Below are 19,990 nucleotides of genomic sequence, written 5' to 3'. Positions count from 1 at the left end.
TGGTGATATCATCACAATTTATAAAATCGTTTGATACTGACTGTTTTGGGGTATTGTTAAACGAAAGGGGTTGATCACTGTAGTTTGTGAGCATCTTTCGATATCCAGTTCGTACTGAAGCAGTCATCAAAAGGGCTTTACTTGATGAGAATTAAAAGGGAATGGGCCCTCTACTTTATCTTTGTGCTTAGCGTACTCGGGATCGGGCTTTCGATTCCCTCATTGTTTGAGCATTTTTTAGCGCAGCGCTTGTTGCAGTCAAAGCTTGAGGGCTTCTACTATGCGGCCAATGAGCGTAGTGATGCTATCCGGCATGTCATGAAAAATGAAATAACCAATATTCAATTCGATTGTGGCAAGCACGATGTTCAAATTTTGCGAGACTTGAATCTTTATAATAGTCAGTTTCGTGTACAAGGTATTGAGCTGAAAGATGGGGGCGGCTGTTCTAGTTTAGGCTCCGATCTGAGTATTTTATCGCCGAGCGAACCCAAAACCTATGCCTACAAGTTTTATGGCTATGACGTAGGCTTTACGACAACGCACGATATTACAAATACCGGCGGTGAAGTGGTGACCTTCATCAATGTGAATGGCAATTTTATCTACTGGGTTCTCAATAGTGCATGGACTCACGAGCAATTACAGTCACCCTGTAAAAATTGTTTTTACATTGAATATCTTAACATCGCACCCGCAGAGACAACGTTGTTTTCTCCAAAAGGGAATTTGGATATCAAGAATCGCCCCGAAGGTGAGGTTTTGGTGTCCAGTATCTCTAATGGGAAAGTGGTGTATAAGCTATTAGCGGGGAAAGAGCTGGTGGCTTATGCCAATGGGAAGCTGTGGCTTTATGCTGCGCTTTTCATGTTAGTGGCACTTTCTGCAGGCACCTTTATTTTTTGGATTCTGACGCATCATCAAAGCTCAATGTCAGAGTTGTTGCGGTATGGTTTACAGAAAAATGAATTTTTCCCTTATTATCAGCCGATAGTAAATGCGAAAACAGGGCAGGTGATAGGGGCTGAGGCATTACTACGCTGGTATCACAAAGGTGAGATGATCTCCCCTGGCGGATTTATTGAGCATGCAGAGCAGCATGGCATGATTTTGGATATAACCGAACAAGTGCTGGAGAAAATCATTGCCGATTTGAGTCTATTCCCAGAATCTCTGTGGGTGAGTGTTAATATTGTGCCGGAGCAAATCGAGAATGGCTCTTTGTTCCGGATGCTGAAAAAACACCGCTGGCATTACAATTCAAAATTACGTTTTGAGATCACCGAGCGTATGCGGGTCAGTGATTTTGCGGTTGCGGCAGAAGAGATCTCCAAAGTCAAAACCTTGGGATACCGTTTTAAATTGGATGATTTTGGAACTGGATACGGCGGTTTTTCCTATATCCAAAAATTGGGTGTAGACGAGATTAAAATTGATAAGATGTTCGTTGATACCATTGGGACCAATGACGTGAAAAAAGGCGTTCTTGATTCAATCATTGCTTTTGCAAAAGAGGCGGGGATGGATCCGGTGGCTGAAGGCGTTGAAACCCAAGCGCAAGTGGACTACTTGGTTTCAAAAGGCATCTATAACATCCAAGGCTTTTTCTATTCTCGTCCGCTACCGGCTTATGCATTTACTCGCTGGGTAGCCGAATATCAAGCGCGCCAAAACAGCTGATCATCTATCACCACATGTTGCTATGCATGGCCAGATAGCGACTGTATCTATCTGGCCATGCGGGAAGCTCTGTGCCTCTATGCTTGGGGATCGGAAGGATGAGCTTAGCGTTACAGCTTAAACTTCTCCGTCATCAGATTGAGCTGTTGCGCCAGCTGCGCCAGACTCACGCAAGCCTGCACGGTTTGTACCGCACCTTCGGCGACCTCGGTTGATGCCGTGTTGATGTTAACAATATTCTTATTCAGCTCATTGGCTACGGCCGATTGCTCTTCGGTGGCGGTTGCGATTTGCGAGCTCATATCAGAGATCTTGCTGATTTCGGCGTTAATCTCTTGAATAGACTCGCCGGCACGGGTGGCGTGCTCCACACACACATAGGCTTGCTGGCAGCTGGACTGCATTGCTTGACCTGCTTCGGTCGCACGCTTTTGCAATGATTCGATGATTTGATTGATTTGGGTCGTCGAATCTTGGGTTTTCTGCGCTAAAGTCCGCACTTCATCGGCGACCACAGCAAAGCCACGTCCTTGTTCGCCAGCACGCGCCGCTTCGATGGCCGCGTTCAGTGCCAACAGGTTGGTTTGGTCGGCGATATTGCGGATTACGTCCAGCACCACGCTAATACTGGCGCTGTCTTGCTCCAGCTGCTGCACAATCTGGCTAGCATGTTCGATTTGCTGCGAGACTTCCTGAATATTCTGCACCGCCTCGTGCACAATCTGATTACCCGAAATGGACTGTCGAGTCGCATCATTGGCGGCGGTTGCGGCGTGCGTAGTATTCATAGATACATCTTGCACGGTGGCTTGCATTTCATTCATTGCCGTCGCCAGCTGGGTAATTTCGTTTTGCTGGATTTGCATGCCATCGGCAGAGTGCTGGGCAATTGCATTCACCTGTTCAACGGCACTGCTGACTTGCGATGTTGAGGTCATGATGTCACTCACCAGCGCATGCAGACCTTCTTTCATTTTTTGAATCGAGATACCCAGCTCGCCCAGCTCATCACGGGATAATTTACCGGACTCAATGTATTCACAAAATTGTGAGCGGGCGAGGTTGCCGTCAGCAATTTGCCGTGCTTGCTCCAAAATCATGAACAGCGGCTTGGTGATGCTCTTGGTCAGCAGGCTGGCCAAAATAAACACAAAAATAGCCGACACAATCAGGCAAGTAATAATCCCAATTTGTGCCGCGGAAAATGCCGTATTGGATTCACTTTCAGCGCGAGCGGCATTATTTAGGCTTAGATTGGTGAGCGCTTGCGTTTGCTGATTAAGCTGATCATAGATAGCCGAGCCGGTATTGAGGCTTTGCATCGCTAAGTCAATGGCACCACTTTTGATGTAGCGCTGAACCTGTTCATTTTCTTCACAGTACTGCACCCACAAAGATCGGATCTTGGTGATGATCTGTTGCTCTTGTGGTGATTTAAAACGTGATTCGTAATTTGCCAGCAGTGTGGTCATCTTTTGTTGCGTGTCAGACAACATGCGCGCGTACTTGTCTAATTGCTCGTTACTGTCGCGTTTAGCAAACAGCGCAAGGATATAGCGGCGGCTGTCAGTCGCTTGTTTATTTATATCATTCGCATGAATAATTACGGGGATTGAGGTGTTGGACAGCAGGTCAATGTTGCCATGAAGTTGCTTGATCTTAGAGAGTGAGTATAAGCCAGTTAAACTCATTAGCAGGCATAACACAGAAAAAGAGAGCAGCAGTTTTTTCTTTATCGATAAATCAATCATTCCTGAAACCGTTCTATGTAAGAGTCGCGTTATATTAGTAGTGAAATAATTAATTCATTCTGGGTTCTATTGGTGTATCTTTTTTGTGCAACTTTATGCTTAGTTGCTTATGACCGATGAGTATAGGAGCGGCTGTTTATTTGTGGAAAGTGAATTGTCTTGGTGATTGGCTAAGTTGGTAAGAAAGCATTTTTATTGATTTCTTCTTATGTCATGCTTTTTCAAAGTATTTCATGGAAATGATTGTACGTGACGATTGGTTATCTTGCGGCGATATAAAAAGTACTTAACTAGCAATGTAAACTCTACACGAATTGTAGACGGCCTATCTATTTACTGCGTCAGGAAACATTCCGATTCAAATTGTAGGTGAGGGTGCTGATGATTTTGTCAGCAATAAAACAAGCGCGAGTAATATCGGCTGAGCGTAGTTTTTGTCCTCGTAAACTGCTCAATGCAATGCCTTGCGCGATATCTACGGTGGTCAATTGGCAAATGTAGGGTTGCCAGACCAAATGTTGTATTTGCTTTTTCATGCAGTTGAGACTCCCTCATGACAGCATGAGATAAACCTACCTTGAGTATTGTCTTGGAATACTGACCATGGTCATGTATTTGGTGCATGGCAATCTTTTTCTCTTCTTGGTTGTGCCACGCCTATTCATCAGAGCATCACCACACTGTTATCGTAATGTCATACACGCTCGCTAAGGTCAGTCAGCATAGGCGATTGATACGTTGTTGAGACCTGAGCAGGAGCTGACGATGAATCCATTTTTATTAGTCATTTGTGTGTGTATGGTGCTTAGCGTACCGGTACAAGGGGCGCTGCTGGCTTATAAAACATGGGTTTATTCGCCGGTAGACGGCGTGGTGTGTGATAAAGGCTTGGGCAAGTGTTACAACGCCGCAGGCTTTTCCCCTGAGTTGACTGCGCAGTTTTTCGATGTTGAGCGCATTGAGTTAGAGCGTTTAGCGCCACAGGCAACCGCGAGCTCTACCGTGTATTTGAGTAATCAGGTTATCTGTCATTTTTCCGCGCAATACTGCGAATCTGAGATTGTAGGTAAAGGGGAGTATTACCAAGCCGTGTTGTTTTCCTCGTCGCACCTTTAGCTATGGCTCATGCGAGTAGTAATAGTGAGTTAGAAAGGTTGATTTTTACTGCTAAAACTTCACAAGATCGGGGCCGCACCGGTAAGCTATGCGTTTACTCACGGCTTCAGCATGCAGCATACGTAGATGAGTATGTGTCGCTGTGTATGTGTAGCCGTGTTGTGTGCAATCATGGCAATTAATCAGGTAACAGAGGCAACAAGCAGCATGGCAAATAAAGCCGCAGCAATACATATTCTGGTGAAAACAGAAAAAGAGTGTTTGGCACTGAAGAAAAAGCTCGATGATGGTGCGGATTTTGGCAAGTTGGCTCGCCAGTTTTCGACCTGTCCTTCGGGTAAACGCGGTGGCGATTTAGGCGAGTTCGCGCGTGGGCAGATGGTTAAAGCTTTTGATAAAGCGGTATTCTCTGCGCCATTGCTACAAGTAGTCGGCCCAATCAAAACCCAATTTGGCTACCACCTGATCAAGGTGTTGTATAAGAGCTAAGCGCAGACTGCGCACTGGCCTTCGCGTTAACGCGGCTGGGCATGGTGATTTTTCATTAAGTCTGGCGGCGCGACATGCAGCATAAAAAAACCGGCGTACTGGACGCCGGTTTCGAGACTTGTTTAGCGAGATGTCAGTGACAACGTCACTTTCCTATCCTGTTGCTTATCCCATTCATCTCTTTTATCGAGAAAGTCGAGACAGTGTCGTGATAGAAGACGATTCTCACTCGTGATTCTCAGACGCAAACGCGATTATTTCGCGGCTGCCGGTGTTGCTGCGTGCGCAGCAGCTGCAGGCGCGGCGGCTGGCGTACCGATGACACTTTCAGAATCGATAATGATGCCATCTTCAGCAGCTTTCAGAGCCAAGTTCGCTTCGTAGTATTTGCTGTGCTTCATCAGATCCAGCGCTTTGGCTACGTTTTGCTGAGTTTGTTTCAGTGGCATAAGCGCTTGGTTTTCCACAATGCCAATACCGGCTAAACGCAGAGTTTCCAACGCGCCTTGGCGATCGCCTGCTTTGATTTTTTCGTTAGCTTGGCTGATGGCTTTTTGTTTAGCTGGGGTTGAGATGAAATCTTCTGCCACTGACATGCTGGCATTGATGATCACATAGTTATCACCGGCCAGTGGAGCAGTTTTGTTTGCTTTAACAAACTTGCTCCAGTCAGTGCTGTCGGAAGAAAGCAGTTTTTGCGCTTCCTTAGCTAATTTTTGTGCTTGATCCGGTTGGCCGTTGAACAGTGCAGCACGGGCATGCTGAACGTTCATCATGGCGTTATAGCCTTGCTGAGCCACTTGCAGCAGATCTTTTTGCTGCTGTTGGGTTGCAGCCACAGTGGCGGTAGCAGGTTGTTCAGCGGCAACTGCGCCACCAGAGATCAGAGCAACAGACAGGGCTACAGCAGATAAAAGATGTTTCATGACATTCACTCCATAGTAAATCAGAAAACGACAGGCACCTGTGTCTGTCCGTTTTGAGCACATGAATTAGCCTATAGCAGAGAAATCAAAGTCGCCGTCACAAAGTGTTTGTAAGTATTTCTGATATAGGCAGTTTTCAATTGCCAAATGGAGGGAAAGGGAATGGTGCTTATTAAACTTGATGGGATAGCGGAATAAAAAAACCGAAACCTGCAGCAGGTTTCGGTTTACTAAGCGTGCGTTTGTCAGCGTATGCCGACAAAGGCGACTCGATCACAGACCGAACTGTTTGCTCAGCTCAGCTTGGCGATCGGTGATTTTGCTGACGGTTTGCACCAGTACCGGGTTGTCAGATAAGGAGACATCGGTATTGACGGCATTCCAGAGCGCCAGTACATCCTTACAATGTGCGATAAGTTCTTGCTTACGCACCTCGGTCAGATTGGCATTGTGCAGCTCTTTCCAAGCATGCTCCAACTGCTCCAATGTGGTATTGGCAATACTGATGACTTGTTCCGCGCTCATAGCGTCTCCTTTAAACGTGCCGTTATCCTTTTTCAGGATAAATCCATTGTTATCGTTAGTTATCCCGATTAGCCCCGGAACAGGGCGGTAATCTTGGCTGTACCCAGTGCATTGGCATTGAGCATAAAGCCGACTTTAGCTGGCATTGTGTCTGCTGGCAAATCCAGAGTCGGTACTTTGAGTGCGAAAACAGTAAATTGATAGCGATGCGCACCGTGGCCTTTGGGTGGACGTGGGCCGCCGTAACCCGGCACGCCGAAGTCAGTGATACTTTGCACCGCGCCAGCAGGTAACAGTGTGCCATCAGATAGAACTCCGCGCGGCAAACCGCGAGTATCTGCCGGTAAGTTGAAGACTAACCAGTGCCACCACCCACTGCCGGTTGGCGCATCGGGGTCATACACAGTGACGGCAAAGCTCTGCGTGCCTTCAGGGACATGATCCCATTGCAGTGCTGGCGACAGGTTGTCTCCCTGATAGGGCTCACCGGTCATGACATGACGTAAGTGGATATAGTCGCCATCCTCAAAATCAGGACTGGACAAAGTAAAGGCTGAGGAGTGTACAGACATAACATCACCTTCATGCGTTGGTATACCACTCGGCTCGCCGTGCTCCTGTTTTCACTGCTGATGTTCACTTCAGCGCAGGAGGCGTACGAGCCGCGGTGTTAATGTCTGTTTAGCTTAGTCGAGGCGTATTCGGGGAGCGAATACAATATTGTGTCGGGTTATGTGAGTCTGTGCATAAATCTGACGGGCAGATTTTTCGCTAACCGTCAGTCTTTTCTCATAAAAAGAGCAATCAGCGCGGTAACGGCCACGTTACCCAGATAAAACCACGTCAGCCACTCTGGGCGCGATGAGGCGGTTAGGTTGTTCATCAACGCGGCGGTAATAAATGCTACCCAGAGTGCGGCAATAATGCAGCCACCTAACACAACGTGACGATGCAGTGTGGCGATGCCATAGGTAGATGGAGTGTTCATCTTGTGCTCCTTGTCCGAGCGAACTGTATTGAGTGTTGATGAGTGTGTTTAATACACGTTGTTGATACAGAGCTTATGCGCGTTTTGCAGCATGCTTGTTAATGGTTTGTGTTATGTCATGAAACGCGGGCGGAGGAAAGGGGGGCGAAAAAATAAAGTTGTAAGGGAAAGCGTGAGCAGAAAAACAGTGAAACACCCTGAAAAAATAGCAGTACAGGCGTTAGTCACCCGTACTGCATTCGTACTGAATCTTTAGCGTATAAGCGGCGATGATCAGTCTTCGCGCGCCCAGCTAGCCAGTAACGAAGTGGCAACAACATTACCTAAAAACGCGTAAGTCACCCAATTAGGACGCTGGTGGCCGCCGGTCAGATTGGTTGACAGCGCAGCGCTGACAAAAACAACCCAAATCAATGCGATGGCCGACAAACTGATCGTGCCTTTTTTCTTATTCAGCATGCAAACTCCGATATAAGTATGATTTATATGGTCTCAATGCGGCGGAGAATAGCACATTATGTTATTGCTTTGGTGAATAATTCTTGGGCGCGATGAGCGTGAGCGTCTCGGCAAGGGAATGATTAGCTATGCCGATTCGTTGTGATATTCAAAAACGTTTAGAAAATCCACAGTGATACATTTCATTACTTTTTATCAGGATTAAAAACACAATGAAATCAGATTGTGTGACGAGGTTACTAGGCAAAGCAGCTGACCGGCTTAGAATGCAGCACAAAGTGTGAGGTCTTTCCGCTCCCAAGAAGAACGCGGGAGCCAACGGCAACGTAGAAAATACCAAAAGAAGTAGATCAGGATAGTGAGACAGCAGTTATGACCGGGATCAGAATCCGAGTGCGAGGAAAAGTGCAGGGCGTCGGATTTCGTCCTTACGTGTGGCAGATAGCCCATGAGCTCGGATTAACCGGTGATGTGCGTAACGATGCAGAAGGGGTGCTGATCCATCTGGCGGAGCTTACTGAGGATTGCGCTGCATTTCGCCAGTTTACTGACTTACTCTATGCGCGCTGTCCGCCATTGGCGCAGATTCAGGCATTGGAAGTGGCGGCATGGCAGCCGAATAGCATGCCGCAGACTTTCACCATTACCGCCACCGCCGGTGGGCAAATGGCAACGCAAATCGTCCCTGATGCTGCGACTTGTCCGGCATGTCTGGAGGAGATGCGCGACCCTGCTGATCGTCGGTTTGGCTACCCGTTCATCAATTGTACCCACTGTGGCCCACGTTTTACCATCATCCGCAGTATGCCGTATGACCGTCCGTTTACCGCGATGGCGGCATTCCCGATGTGTCCTGCCTGTCAGCGTGAGTATGACGATCCGGCTGATCGGCGTTTTCACGCCCAGCCCAATGCGTGTCCACAGTGTGGTCCGCAAATTCGCTGGGTTGATGCGTCTTTTCTTGATGAGTCACTTTGTTTGCCTCGAATTGACGACCTGTTTGCCCAAGGCCATATGGGTCCGCAGCAGGTGATCGCGCAGGCAGCGCAGGCGTTATTGCGTGGCGAGATCGTCGCAGTGCGCGGGTTGGGCGGTTTTCACTTAGCTTGTGATGCGACCAATACTGAGGCTGTCGCGCGTTTGCGCATGCGTAAGCATCGCCCGGGTAAACCGCTGGCGGTGATGTTGCCATCGCTAGACTGGCTTGATGTGTGCGCGGATTTTTCCGCTGAGCAACCGCGCTTTGCGCTGTTGGAGTTAGAACCGGAATTGGCGGCGTTGCGCTGTCGTGAGCATGCGGTGTCAGCGCTAACCTCCGCGGCTGCGCCGATCGTGTTGGTGCCAAAGCGCGCGAGCGCAGATGGGCTGTGCGCGGAGAGATTTTCTGACGCCGAACCCACACCGCTGGCTGACAATATCGCGCCGCACTTAGGCGAAGTGGGGGTGATGCTGCCGTCGAGCCCGTTGCAGCATCAGCTGCTGGATGCAGTCGGGCGTCCGTTGGTGATGACGTCCGGTAATGCGTCTGGCAAGCCACCGGCGCTGAGTAATGCCGAAGCTCTGCAGGATTTGCGTCATATCGCTGATGGGTGGTTGCTGCATAACCGCGACATCGTGCAGCGCGCCGATGATTCGCTGCTGCGTGCTACTCCTGAGGGAACTGATATGCTGCGTCGGGCGCGCGGATATGTGCCCGATCCGTTACTACTGCCGGACGGCTTTGCTCCGCTACCGGCGATTTTGGCTACCGGCGCGGATCTGAAAAATACCTTTTGTTTGATCCCCTCCAATATGGCTGAGTCAATAGCGATAAATCAGGGGGATAATAAAACAAGTCCTGAGCCACTGACCCAGACACATGTAAACCTGGCACATGTAAATACCGAGTTACACAATTCGGGTGCGAGCGAGACTAAAAGTAAAATTGACTACAATATCGGCAATCATATCGCGGGTGATATGGCGAGTGATATAGATAGCAATATTGAAAATAAATTACCGCCGAAAAGTATGGCGGTATTAAGTCCGCACTTTGGTGATTTATCCGATCCGGATTTGGCACAACAAGTAAATCGTTCAACAGCATTTTTCTGTGAGATTTATAATGTTGAACCGCAAATTATTGCGACCGATTCTCATTCCGGTTATTTCAGTCGTCGTAATGCGGAAAAATTATACAGCGCAAAGAAAATTATTCCGGTTATGCACCACCACGCACATATTGCTGCCGTGATGGCAGAATATGGATTAGCGCGAAATCATACTCCGATACTCGGTCTGGCATTAGATGGGATCGGTATGGGAGAAAATAATGCGTTATGGGGTGGGGAATGTTTGCTGGCAGATTATACAACGTTTGTTCATTTAGGTGGCATTCCTGCCACGCCATTACCCGGTGGTGATAAAGCCGCGCGTGAACCGTGGCGTAATTTGTTAGCCCAATGTCATGCGGCAGTACCGGATTGGCAAAATACCGAATTGGGTAAAATATTACAGCCCTATGCTACCGGTTTATTGTGTCATGCGATCGAACGAGAGATTAATTGTCCTCCGGCTTCATCGTGTGGTCGCTTGTTTGATGCGGTTGCGGCTGCATTGGGGATCTGTACCGATGCGGTTTCGTTTGAAGGTGAGGCTGCGTGCCGCTTGGAGTCTCTGGCATGGCAAGCCTTAGCGCAGGAGCATGAGCAAGGTGATTTTTTGTCATCTGCGCTTGACCATGATTTCCCTCTGCAGATGCCGTTATTGTTCAGTGAGGCGCGCTCGGCTCGCAATCAATTAAACGTTGTGGGTACGGAACAATTAATATTATCACACAAATTTAATGGTGATAAAAATAGCGAGAAAATCGTTGACATTCGCCCCGTTAATTATTTTCAGCAGGCAAAAGACTTACCCAAATCATCGCTGGATTTAGCCGCATTTTGGCATTCTTGGTTAAATTACCGCGCGACGGATAGTGATAAAGCCTTTGCTTTTCACGTGGCATTAGCCAATGGCTTAGCAGAGGTGGTTAATTATTATGCATCTCGGTTAGGTATCGCGAAGGTCGTATTATCTGGCGGCGTATTACACAACCGCCTTTTACGCCTGTTGCTGTTAAAAAAATTAAACCATTTGGAGGTATTGACTCCGCAAATTATTCCTGCTGGAGATGGTGGGTTATCTTTAGGTCAAGCCGTGATTGCGGCAGCGAGAATATTAAATCCACTCTGAGTTAAGGTAAAAAAACGGTGAATATTTTTATTCCTTTCTTTTCATGTCGCTCAGGCTGAAACGTGTCTATTCAAATAAATTAAAAAATAATTCTTCGTGTTACAAATCATTGATATGGATCAAATGTCTGATCTATCCGCTGTTAATACTATTACCGCGGTTGCCAAAACGGGGATGAAAAGAGGGAAATTAAACTTTTCATCAAATTGGTATAATTAAAAAAGAACCAAAAGCAATGGCTATGAATAATTCGTTTCTTGACCGTTTGGGTGTGAGTCGTCGTGATTTTATGAAGCTGTGTACGGGTCTGGCGGCCAGTATGGGGCTGTCGGCAAATGCCGCTACTAAAATTGCCGCGGCGGTCTCTGACCCTGCACGTCCTCCCGTTATTTGGATTGGCGCACAAGAGTGTACCGGTTGTACGGAGTCGCTGCTGCGTGCCACGCACCCGACACTGGAAAACCTGCTGCTGGATACCATTTCGTTGGAGTATCACGAGGTATTGTCGGCGGCTTTCGGCCATCAGGTGGAAGAAAACAAACACCACGCGATGGAGAAATACAAAGGCCGTTACGTGCTGGTGGTCGATGGCTCGATTCCACTGAAAGATGATGGCGTGTACTGCATGGTGGCGGGTAAGCCGATCGTGCAGCATATCCGTGAGGCGGCGGAAAATGCCGCGGCAGTGATCGCCATTGGCTCGTGTGCCTCATGGGGCGGGGTGCCTGTCACCGGCGGCAATCCAACCGGCGCAGTGAGCCTGTCTGAGGCGCTGGGTGGCAAGCCAGTGATTAATATTCCGGGCTGCCCTCCGAATCCGCAGAACTTCTTGGCCACGGTGGTACATCTGATCACCTTCAACTCGGCACCGAAGTTGGATGCGGGAGGTCGACCCACGTTTGCCTATGGCCGTTTGATCCACGAACACTGCGAACGTCGTCCTCACTTTGACGCTGGCCGTTTTGCCAAAGAGTTTGGCGATGAAGGCCATCGTAATGGCTGGTGCTTGTATCACCTTGGCTGTAAAGGCCCAGAAACCTACGGTAACTGCTCGACGCTGGAGTTTTGTGACATTGGCGGCGGTATCTGGCCGGTCGGTATTGGTCACCCTTGCTACGGCTGTAATGAGCAGGGCGTGGGCTTTACCAAAGGCATTCACCAACTGGCGAACGTGGAAAACCAGACTCCGCGTTCACAAAAACCGGATCTGAATAACCGCCAAGGTGGGGATGTTTCACCAACGGCGGCGGGGATCATCGGTGGTGTAGCCGGTTTGGTCGCGGGTGTTAGTTTGATGACTGTGCGTGAGCTGGGTCGCCAGCAGCGACAAAAACGCGAAGCAGAAGCGCGGCAGCACGACGCAGACTCACACAAGGAGTGATGCCGTGGATAGACGTAATTTCCTCAAGCTGGCTGCTGCGGGCGCGGTGGCTGGCGGGCTTTCCCCTTGTGCGGTGGCGCGGGAAAATCTTAAACCGATCCCCGGTTCACTGGGGATGCTGTATGACTCCACCTTGTGCGTGGGCTGTCAGGCCTGCGTGTACAAGTGTCAGGAGGTCAACCATTCTGAGCTGAACCCGAAAGGGGAACAGACTTGGTCGAACAATGACAAGCTCGATGCCTACACCAATAACATCATTCAGGTGTGGAGCAGCGGTGATGGTAAGCACAAAGACCAAGTCGAAAACGGCTACGCCTACATCAAAAAGCAGTGCATGCATTGTGTTGACCCGAACTGTGTATCGGTGTGTCCGGTGCAGGCGCTGCGTAAAGATCCGAAAACCGGCATCGTCCATTACGACCCGAGCGTGTGCACTGGTTGTCGTTATTGCATGATTGCCTGTCCGTTTAGTGTACCGAAATTCCAGTACGACGATCCGTTAGGCCAAATTCACAAGTGTCAGCTGTGCAACCAAAACGGCGTTGAGCGTTTGAATCAAGGTTTGCTGCCGGGCTGCGTGGAAGTGTGTCCGGCGGGCGCGGTGATCTTTGGTACCCGTGAAGAGCTGCTGGCGGAAGCTAAAAAGCGTTTGGCGATGAAAGCGGGCGAGATGTATGCCTATCCGCGCCAGACCGTGAACAGCAATGATCGCTATGAAAAAGCGATCCCGCATTACCAAGACCATGTCTACGGCGAAAAAGAAGGCGGTGGCACGCAGGTACTGACGTTGGCCGCGGTGCCATACGAAAACCTGAACTTGCCGAAGCTCGATGAACGCTCCACCGGCTCTCGCTCCGAAACGGTACAACATACGTTGTACAAAGGGATGGTGTTGCCGATCGCTGCGTTTGCCGGTTTGGCCATGTTGACCCGCCGCAGTACCAAAAAATCCGAGCATCATGATGAGCATAAAACTCATCATCGCGAAGAAACCGATAAGAAGGATGATGATCATGGCACACGCTGATGCTAAACCACTGGGTGGGCGTCTGGTCAGCTGGCCGGTGCTGTTCTTTGCCCCGTTTGCGGTTCTGTGTGGGGTAATTATCCTCAAGCGTCTGTTTTTGGGATTGGCCTCTGTGTCTGGATTGAACGGCGGTTATCCGTGGGGCTTGTGGATCTCCTTTGACCTGTTGATCGGTACCGGCTTTGCCTGTGGTGGCTGGGCGCTGGCGTGGGCGGTGTACGTGTTTAACCGCGGGGAATATCACCCGTTGGTGCGACCGGCGCTGCTGGCCAGTTTGTTCGGTTATGCCTTAGGTGGCCTGTCGATCACCATTGACGTGGGCCGTTACTGGAACCTGCCGTATTTCTACATCCCAGGTCACTTCAACGTGAACTCGGTGTTGTTTGAAACCGCCGCCTGTATGACGGTGTATATCGGGGTTCTGGTGTTGGAGTTCGCACCTGCGGTGTTAGAGCGCTTTGGTTGGAAAGTGCAGCTGAAATGGCTGAACAAAATCATGTTCGCCATTATCGCACTCGGTGCGCTGCTGCCGACCATGCACCAATCGTCGATGGGTTCGTTGATGATTGCTGCCGGCCATAAGATTCACCCGCTGTGGCAAAGCTATGAAATGCTGCCGGTGTTCTCACTGTTGACCGCCTTCATCATGGGCTTTTCCATCGTGGTGTTTGAAGGCTCATTGGTGCAGGCAGGGTTAGCGGGGAAAGGGCCGAATGAAAAGGCGCTGTTCTATCGCTTGACCAAAGTGATCGATATTTTCCTGATCCTGTTTATCGCGCTGCGGTTTGCAGAGATTGTCATCAACGGCAAAGTGAATTATCTCGGTCAGTTTGACCACTATGCGCTGCTGTTCTGGGCTGAAATTGCCCTGATGATTTTCCCGTTACTGGTGTTCCATTGGGATACCACCCGTAATGATTCCCGTCTGCTGTTTTTGGGCGCGCTTAGCATGCTGCTCGGTTCAGCGCTGTGGCGTTTGAATTATTCCCTGATCGCATTTAATCCGGGTGAGGGATACCACTATTTCCCAACCACGGAAGAAATTTTGATTTCGGTGGGCTTTATCGCCATTGAAGTGTGCGCCTACCTGTTGTTAATCCGTATTTTGCCAGTCCTGCCGTCACTTGAGCGTGTACACCAGGATTATCAGGCCAGCCATGATGTTCGAGGTAAAGAATGAGCCAGCGTATTACTATCGATCCGGTTACTCGGATTGAAGGCCACCTGCGTATTGACTGTGAAATTGCCAACGGCAAAGTGGTGAAAGCTTGGTCATCCGGCACCATGTGGCGTGGCATGGAAGAGATTGTGCAAGGCCGTGATCCGCGCGATGCGTGGATGATCATGCAGCGGATCTGCGGGGTGTGTACCAACATCCACGCCATTGGTTCGGTGCGAGCGGTGGAAAGTGCATTGAACTTGAATGTGCCAGTGAACGCGCAGTACATCCGCAACATTATTCTGGCGGCCAGTAACATTCATGACCACGTGGTGCACTTTTATCAGCTGTCGGCGCTGGATTGGGTGGATATCACTTCGGCGCTGCAAGCCGATCCGGTGAAAGCTTCACAAATGCTGAATGGCGTATCGAGCTGGCAGCTGAATAGCCCACAAGAGCTGACCAAGGTACAGAACAAGATCCGCGCGCTGGTGGACAGTGGCCAGTTGGGGATTTTCGCCAACGGTTACTGGGGTCACCCGACCATGAAATTGCCGCCAGAAGTTAACCTGATTGCGGTGGCGCATTACATGCAAGCGTTGGAATATCAGCGCGATGCGAGCCGCGTGGTGGCTTTGCTGGGTGGTAAGAGCCCGCATATCCAAAACTTGGCCGTGGGTGGTGTTGCCAACCCAATTAATCTGGATGGTATCGGCGTGCTGAACATGGAACGCCTGATGTACCTGAAGACCTTTATCGATCGCTTAAACGGCTTTATCGAGCAGGTCTACATGCCGGATGCGGCGATTATCGCCAGCTTCTACCCAGAATGGCTGCAATCGGGCCGTGGGGTGACCAACTATCTGTCAGTGCCAGAATTGCCGACCGATAACCAAGGTGGCAGTTTCCTGCTGCCGGGCGGTTACATCAAAAATGGCGACATGAGCACCTTCCGCGCCATTGATTCGCATAAAGATCAGTTCCTGATCGATGGGATCGCCGAAAGTAGCAAGCACGCCTGGTATCGCGATAACGAACCTCTGCACCCGTGGCAGGGCAAGACGCGGCCGAACTACACCGGCTGGAACGAGGACGGTAAATATTCGTGGGTGAAAGCGCCAACGTTCTACGGCGAAACCGTGGAAGTGGGACCGCTGGCGAACGTGCTCTGTATGCTGGCTGCTGGTCACGAAGGCACCAAACAGCATATGGATACCGTGCTGGGTCTGTATCAGAAACTCAGTGGTAACACCCTGACGCCGCAAGAGATGCCGTCCACCATGGGCCGCGTGTTGGCGCGTGCAGTACGCTGTGCGGTGATGAAAGATACGCTGGCGCACCAGTGGCAAGCGCTGATTGACAACATCGGTCGCGGTGATTACGTGGCCTATATCAAACCTAACATTCCGGCTGATACTGAGTTGCGCGGTGTGGGTTTTGAAGAAGCGCCACGCGGCATGCTGTCGCACTGGATTGTGATTAAAAACGGTAAGATCGCCAACTATCAGGCGGTCGTACCTTCCACTTGGAACTCTGGTCCACGCAATCAAAATGACGAGCCGGGGCCGTATGAGGCCGCGCTGGTCGGCACACCGGTGGCTGATCCGGAAAAACCACTGGAAGTGGTGCGCACGGTGCACTCGTTTGACCCTTGCATGTCTTGTGCGGTACACATTGTGGATACCCGCGGCCAGCAAGTGACCGAAGTGAAGGTGCTGTGATGCAAAATCCGGTACTGGTGCTTGGCATCGGCAATTTGTTGTTGTCGGATGAAGCCATTGGTGTCCGGGCGGTGGAAGCGCTGGAGCAGCGCTTCCATCTGCCGCCGCAGGTAGATGTGCTCGATGGCGGCACCTGTGGCATGGAGCTGATTGGGGATATGGCCGATCGTGAACACCTGATCATTGCCGATGCGGTGCTAACTGGTGATGCGCCGGGCACGGTGGTGACGCTGCGCGATGAAGAGGTGCCGACACTGTTTAGCCGCAAAATTTCTCCGCATCAGTTGGGGCTGTCCGATGTGTTGTCAGCCCTCAAACTGACCGACGAGTTTCCGCAACGTCTGACCTTGATCGGGGTGGTGCCGGAGTCTGTCGAGCCACGCATTGGCCTCACCGACACGGTTAGTAACAAACTGGATCAGGTTGTGATGGGTTTGTGCGGGGCATTGGCGGAGAGTGGGGTTACAGTAACACCCAAAGATGTTCCGCTTAACCGTAACCAACAGCTGATTGATTCTGAAGCTTTTTCAGACTGTCAGGTAGATAGTCAATCAGACAGACAAGGAGTTCTCTGATGTGTATCGGTATTCCCAGCCGGGTGTTATCCGTGAATGGTCAACTGGCTTGTGTGGACAGTTTCGGCCAGCAGCGAGAAGTGAGCCTGCTGTTGCTGGATGAACCGGTTAACGTTGGCGATTACTTGTTGGTTCAAGTCGGTGGCTTTGCGGCGAGTCGCATGAGCGCCGAAGATGCTGAAGCGTCGCTGTCGGCGATGCAGGCGCTGTTAAATGGCGATTTGCCGGATGATTTGATTGCGGATGCTGATTTGCCCTCCGCCATGCACTATTCGGAGGTGTCGAAATGAATCTCGACACCTTGCTGCGCCAAGAAGCGCAAGCGTTCGGGCTCAGTGATATCGATTTGAATCAAGAACTGGGTTTGTTTTCTGATGTAGCGCCAGTGACGCCAGCGCCAACTCCTGCACGTGAGTGGCTGGGTTTTGCCACCAATCCCGCAGCGCTGTTGGAGCAGACGTTCAGCGAGATTGCACAAGGCGAGATGCAGACTCTGCCTTTTTTCCGCGCACAAGTGCCGGTTCGCGCGCTGGGTTTTCAGTGCTACGAAGGGCAGTGGGTTGGGGTCATGCTAACGCCTTGGATGCTGAGCATTCTGGTATTACCGGGGCCTGACCAAGTTTGGGATTCGCGCCCGCTGGGTGAACGTTTGGGCTTGCGTCTACCGTTTGGCAATGCGGTATTTCATGTCAGTGAAATTGAGGCTATCGGGCAGTATTTGTCCTGCTCGCTGATGTCTCCGCTGGATCCGGCTATGTCAGCCGAGCAAGCTCTGCAACTGGCAACGGATGTTTCCCGTCAGGTCTTGGCTATTCCGGTGACGGATGTGAATGCGCCACAGAATTTGTCGCGTCGCGCCTTGCTCAGTGGCCGTCGCTACGCCGCAGAGCCGCAGCCTCAGTCAGTAAGTAAGTAGTAAGTGGACTTGTGTGATGCCGGAGCAACAACCTAAGCCCATTACCGTGCAACCAACAGCAAACACACCGCCGTTTACCGGCGGTGTGCGTGTGCAATTGCAACTATCACCACTGGCGCAAGGGCGCGTAGTGCTGGCGGCGCAGGTCAGCTGCGTGCGGCCAGATGCAGGGCGTGCGCTGGCTGGTTTGCCTATCGAAACGGCGTGGCAGCGTCTGCCACATTTGCTCTCGTTGTGTCCGATTGCACAGCAAACAGCCGCCGCGCAAGCCTTTGCCGCGTTAGCGCAACCATCCCACGTTTTACTTCCGGCGCAGATACAAAGTCCGCCAACTGAACAGCTAGCGGCTGAGTGGATGCGTGAACATGCGTGGCAAAACTGGCAACTGTTAGCACTTGATGGCGATGCGATGCTCTTTTTGGCCGATACGCGCGTCTTACGTCACCCCGATCGACAAGGTTGGGAAACCGCGTTTACTCATCTGTGTGGCTTGAGCGCCGAGGCATTTTGCTCGTTGGCCTCTTTCGAGGATTGGATGGCGTGGATGCAACACTCCACCGCGCCCTATCCGGCATTACTGCACCGCTATCTGCCGTTGCTTTCGTTTGGCGCGCAGTCAACCTGCTCGCAGCCAGAAAGCGGGGCATTTGGTCGCCAATACGCGCATCCCCTGATTCAGGCGTTGATTGGCCGTTATGGTAATGGTGTTGCCGCACGCTTAACAGCGCGCTGGCTGGAAATGGCGCGTTTGATTGCGGAGCCGGCGGCGCAAGTGATTCTCTCTGGCGCAGACCAAACGGCTACGTGCGAGAAGGGCGAGTCATCGGATATGTCGCCGAGTACATGGCGAGTAAGTGGACAGACGATGGCGTCGCGCGGCAGTTTGTCTCATCGCATCACGGTGCAGAATACCGCCAGCCATGACGATCCGAAACTTGCTCGTTGGCAGATTGCGCGCTGGGAAATCGATGCACCCACTGATCGTTATTTTGCCCGCGGTGGACTACTGGAGCAGGCGCTGAATGGCCAAACGGCCGACGATCAGCAACAAGCCTTGCGGGCGACAGAATTGCTGCTGCGCGCGATAGATCCTTGTGTGGGCTTTGAGATCGTCTGTGCACCCATTGAGGTACAGAAAGATACGACAGCATGAGGCAACAAAATCAAAAGCGTCATTGTGAATTGACGCATTTAATCGAGAACATTAACGCTGGCCGAGCGAAGAATCGCGGCCAGCGCAGACTCATCGGAAACAGGCAGAACTGACATGCATGAAATGGCGCTATGCGAAAGTGCGATGCAGGTAATTGAGCAGCAAGCCGCGCAAAATGGCGTGCGGCGTGTGACTGCCGTGTGGCTGGAAGTCGGCGCACTGGCGTGTGTCGAAATTTCTGCGCTGACCTTTTGTTTTGACGCCGTTAGCCGTAACACGCTGGCGGAAGGGTGTAAACTGCACGTGCGGGTCAAACCGGCACAGGCATGGTGCTGGGACTGCTGTCAAACCGTGGTGATCAATCAGCGCGGCGAGGCGTGTCCGCATTGTCAGGGATACCGTCTGCGTGTGGATGACGGTGAAACATTACGAATTCAGGAAATAGAGGTGGAATAACCATGTGTACGACATGCGGTTGCGCCGAAGGCGAAGTCCGGATTGAAGGGGATGCACACGGACAGCATCATTCTCATGTTCATCACCATGATCATGGGCATGCTCATAAACATAGTCATAGCCACCATCATGGTCATACTCATGATCATTCACATGAGCATTCTCACGGTCATGATCATTCACATGGACACCACCACGATCACCACTCGCATGCGCATCAAGCGCAGAGTAGCGCAGCCAGTGCCGTGCCAGCGGTCGGTGAGCTAAGTGGTAATGCGGGCAGTGTTGTTGTCCACCATCATTATCACCATAACGGCGATGTGCATCATCATTACCATTATCACTTTCCGGTAAGAGGTGACAACGTCACACTGGCTGACCATCATGACCATCATGACCATCATGACCATCATGACCATCATGACCATCATGACCATCATGACCATCATGAC

Annotated in this window: 20 protein-coding genes and 1 pseudogene; 14 read left to right on the top strand and 7 right to left on the bottom strand. The window is 50.8% G+C overall.

Translation table 11 applies throughout. The features are described from left to right. Positions 1-144 precede the first annotated feature (144 nt). The gene (locus L975_RS01900; RefSeq protein WP_047706878.1) at positions 145-1,680 is read left to right on the top strand and encodes an EAL domain-containing protein; all 1,536 of its coding nucleotides are present in this window, start codon (positions 145-147) and stop codon (positions 1,678-1,680) included. Positions 1,681-1,790: 110 nt separating this feature from the next. Here the strand turns inward: L975_RS01900 and L975_RS01895 are convergent, their stop codons facing one another. Further along, positions 1,791-3,431: a methyl-accepting chemotaxis protein gene (locus L975_RS01895; protein ID WP_047706876.1), complete on the bottom strand. Its 1,641-nt coding sequence runs from the start codon at positions 3,429-3,431 to the stop codon at positions 1,791-1,793. 341 nt (positions 3,432-3,772) lie between these two features. Continuing rightward, the gene (locus L975_RS01890; RefSeq protein WP_047706874.1) at positions 3,773-3,967 is read right to left on the bottom strand and encodes a hypothetical protein; all 195 of its coding nucleotides are present in this window, start codon (positions 3,965-3,967) and stop codon (positions 3,773-3,775) included. A gap of 229 nt (positions 3,968-4,196) precedes the next feature. Here L975_RS01890 and L975_RS01885 point away from each other — a divergent pair, with 229 nt between their 5' ends. Both L975_RS01885 and ppiC read left to right on the top strand, forming a co-directional pair. Beyond that, positions 4,197-4,547, top strand: a complete 351-nt coding sequence (locus tag L975_RS01885) for a YcgJ family protein (RefSeq protein ID WP_047706873.1) — start codon at positions 4,197-4,199, stop codon at positions 4,545-4,547. A gap of 207 nt (positions 4,548-4,754) precedes the next feature. After that, entirely contained in the window at positions 4,755-5,036 is a 282-nt protein-coding gene (ppiC, locus tag L975_RS01880; protein ID WP_010863710.1) for a peptidylprolyl isomerase PpiC, read from the top strand. Positions 5,037-5,290: 254 nt separating this feature from the next. Here ppiC and L975_RS01875 read toward each other — a convergent pair whose 3' ends face one another. From L975_RS01875 to L975_RS01855, 5 genes are all read right to left on the bottom strand, one after another. Continuing rightward, positions 5,291-5,962 (bottom strand): YfdX family protein, encoded by a 672-nt coding sequence (locus tag L975_RS01875; protein ID WP_010863709.1) that lies wholly within the window; start codon positions 5,960-5,962, stop codon positions 5,291-5,293. A 273-nt stretch (positions 5,963-6,235) separates the two neighbouring features. Continuing rightward, on the bottom strand, positions 6,236-6,487 hold the full coding sequence (locus L975_RS01870) for a hypothetical protein (protein ID WP_010863708.1): 252 nt from the start codon (positions 6,485-6,487) through the stop codon (positions 6,236-6,238). Positions 6,488-6,555: 68 nt separating this feature from the next. Beyond that, the gene (locus L975_RS01865; RefSeq protein WP_039044764.1) at positions 6,556-7,059 is read right to left on the bottom strand and encodes a YbhB/YbcL family Raf kinase inhibitor-like protein; all 504 of its coding nucleotides are present in this window, start codon (positions 7,057-7,059) and stop codon (positions 6,556-6,558) included. 206 nt (positions 7,060-7,265) lie between these two features. Then, positions 7,266-7,475, bottom strand: coding sequence for a hypothetical protein (locus L975_RS01860; protein ID WP_010863706.1), 210 nt, complete (start codon positions 7,473-7,475; stop codon positions 7,266-7,268). Positions 7,476-7,748: 273 nt separating this feature from the next. Next, entirely contained in the window at positions 7,749-7,934 is a 186-nt protein-coding gene (locus L975_RS01855) for a hypothetical protein (protein ID WP_010863705.1), read from the bottom strand. A gap of 372 nt (positions 7,935-8,306) precedes the next feature. On the opposite strand from L975_RS01855, the gene hypF reads away from it, so the two are divergent. From hypF to L975_RS01795, 11 genes and pseudogenes are all read left to right on the top strand, one after another. Beyond that, on the top strand, positions 8,307-11,150 hold the full coding sequence (gene hypF / locus L975_RS18290) for a carbamoyltransferase HypF (RefSeq protein WP_072033001.1): 2,844 nt from the start codon (positions 8,307-8,309) through the stop codon (positions 11,148-11,150). A 235-nt stretch (positions 11,151-11,385) separates the two neighbouring features. Continuing rightward, positions 11,386-12,531, top strand: coding sequence for a hydrogenase 2 small subunit (hybO, locus tag L975_RS01840; protein ID WP_047706871.1), 1,146 nt, complete (start codon positions 11,386-11,388; stop codon positions 12,529-12,531). A gap of 4 nt (positions 12,532-12,535) precedes the next feature. Further along, complete coding sequence (gene hybA, locus L975_RS01835) at positions 12,536-13,558, top strand: hydrogenase 2 operon protein HybA (protein ID WP_010863702.1); 1,023 nt, start codon at positions 12,536-12,538, stop codon at positions 13,556-13,558. Then, positions 13,545-14,738, top strand: coding sequence for a Ni/Fe-hydrogenase cytochrome b subunit (gene hybB / locus L975_RS01830; protein ID WP_010863701.1), 1,194 nt, complete (start codon positions 13,545-13,547; stop codon positions 14,736-14,738). The genes hybA and hybB overlap by 14 nt, the downstream gene beginning before the upstream one ends. Continuing rightward, complete coding sequence (hybC, locus tag L975_RS01825) at positions 14,735-16,438, top strand: hydrogenase 2 large subunit (RefSeq protein WP_039044763.1); 1,704 nt, start codon at positions 14,735-14,737, stop codon at positions 16,436-16,438. The genes hybB and hybC overlap by 4 nt, the downstream gene beginning before the upstream one ends. Beyond that, a pseudogene (locus L975_RS01820) lies at positions 16,438-16,920 on the top strand (HyaD/HybD family hydrogenase maturation endopeptidase); the annotation flags it as partial. The gene hybC and the pseudogene L975_RS01820, both read left to right, overlap by 1 nt. A 92-nt stretch (positions 16,921-17,012) precedes the next feature. Next, positions 17,013-17,303, top strand: coding sequence for a HypC/HybG/HupF family hydrogenase formation chaperone (locus L975_RS01815; RefSeq protein ID WP_072033000.1), 291 nt, complete (start codon positions 17,013-17,015; stop codon positions 17,301-17,303). Beyond that, entirely contained in the window at positions 17,300-17,929 is a 630-nt protein-coding gene (gene hybE / locus L975_RS01810) for a hydrogenase-2 assembly chaperone (RefSeq protein WP_081995570.1), read from the top strand. Before L975_RS01815 ends, hybE begins: the two co-directional genes overlap by 4 nt. 16 nt (positions 17,930-17,945) lie before the next feature. Then, positions 17,946-19,082, top strand: coding sequence for a hypothetical protein (locus L975_RS01805; protein ID WP_047706870.1), 1,137 nt, complete (start codon positions 17,946-17,948; stop codon positions 19,080-19,082). A 114-nt stretch (positions 19,083-19,196) separates the two neighbouring features. Beyond that, a complete protein-coding gene (gene hypA / locus L975_RS01800; protein WP_010863695.1) occupies positions 19,197-19,538 on the top strand; it encodes a hydrogenase maturation nickel metallochaperone HypA in 342 nt (113 codons plus the stop codon). A 51-nt stretch (positions 19,539-19,589) separates the two neighbouring features. Then, complete coding sequence (locus L975_RS01795; RefSeq protein WP_047706868.1) at positions 19,590-19,805, top strand: hypothetical protein; 216 nt, start codon at positions 19,590-19,592, stop codon at positions 19,803-19,805. Positions 19,806-19,990 lie beyond the last annotated feature (185 nt).

This window comes from Plesiomonas sp. ZOR0011, assembly GCF_000800945.1.
GTDB lineage: Bacteria > Pseudomonadota > Gammaproteobacteria > Enterobacterales > CAMTGL01 > Plesiomonas > Plesiomonas shigelloides.
Note: the sequence above shows the minus strand (reverse complement) of the source record. Positions and strands in the feature narration are given on the sequence as shown.

Bases quoted from the DNA above. Each gene is read 5' to 3' on its own strand.
- L975_RS01900 (WP_047706878.1), top strand. From the start codon at position 145: ATGAGAATTAAAAGGGAATGGGCCCTCTACTTTATCTTTGTGCTTAGC.
- L975_RS01895 (WP_047706876.1), bottom strand. From the start codon at position 3,431: ATGATTGATTTATCGATAAAGAAAAAACTGCTGCTCTCTTTTTCTGTG.
- L975_RS01890 (WP_047706874.1), bottom strand. From the start codon at position 3,967: ATGAAAAAGCAAATACAACATTTGGTCTGGCAACCCTACATTTGCCAA.
- L975_RS01885 (WP_047706873.1), top strand. From the start codon at position 4,197: ATGAATCCATTTTTATTAGTCATTTGTGTGTGTATGGTGCTTAGCGTA.
- ppiC (WP_010863710.1), top strand. From the start codon at position 4,755: ATGGCAAATAAAGCCGCAGCAATACATATTCTGGTGAAAACAGAAAAA.
- L975_RS01875 (WP_010863709.1), bottom strand. From the start codon at position 5,962: ATGAAACATCTTTTATCTGCTGTAGCCCTGTCTGTTGCTCTGATCTCT.
- L975_RS01870 (WP_010863708.1), bottom strand. From the start codon at position 6,487: ATGAGCGCGGAACAAGTCATCAGTATTGCCAATACCACATTGGAGCAG.
- L975_RS01865 (WP_039044764.1), bottom strand. From the start codon at position 7,059: ATGTCTGTACACTCCTCAGCCTTTACTTTGTCCAGTCCTGATTTTGAG.
- L975_RS01860 (WP_010863706.1), bottom strand. From the start codon at position 7,475: ATGAACACTCCATCTACCTATGGCATCGCCACACTGCATCGTCACGTT.
- L975_RS01855 (WP_010863705.1), bottom strand. From the start codon at position 7,934: ATGCTGAATAAGAAAAAAGGCACGATCAGTTTGTCGGCCATCGCATTG.
- hypF (WP_072033001.1), top strand. From the start codon at position 8,307: ATGACCGGGATCAGAATCCGAGTGCGAGGAAAAGTGCAGGGCGTCGGA.
- hybO (WP_047706871.1), top strand. From the start codon at position 11,386: ATGGCTATGAATAATTCGTTTCTTGACCGTTTGGGTGTGAGTCGTCGT.
- hybB (WP_010863701.1), top strand. From the start codon at position 13,545: ATGGCACACGCTGATGCTAAACCACTGGGTGGGCGTCTGGTCAGCTGG.
- hybC (WP_039044763.1), top strand. From the start codon at position 14,735: ATGAGCCAGCGTATTACTATCGATCCGGTTACTCGGATTGAAGGCCAC.
- L975_RS01815 (WP_072033000.1), top strand. From the start codon at position 17,013: ATGTGTATCGGTATTCCCAGCCGGGTGTTATCCGTGAATGGTCAACTG.
- hybE (WP_081995570.1), top strand. From the start codon at position 17,300: ATGAATCTCGACACCTTGCTGCGCCAAGAAGCGCAAGCGTTCGGGCTC.
- L975_RS01805 (WP_047706870.1), top strand. From the start codon at position 17,946: ATGCCGGAGCAACAACCTAAGCCCATTACCGTGCAACCAACAGCAAAC.
- hypA (WP_010863695.1), top strand. From the start codon at position 19,197: ATGCATGAAATGGCGCTATGCGAAAGTGCGATGCAGGTAATTGAGCAG.
- L975_RS01795 (WP_047706868.1), top strand. From the start codon at position 19,590: ATGCACACGGACAGCATCATTCTCATGTTCATCACCATGATCATGGGC.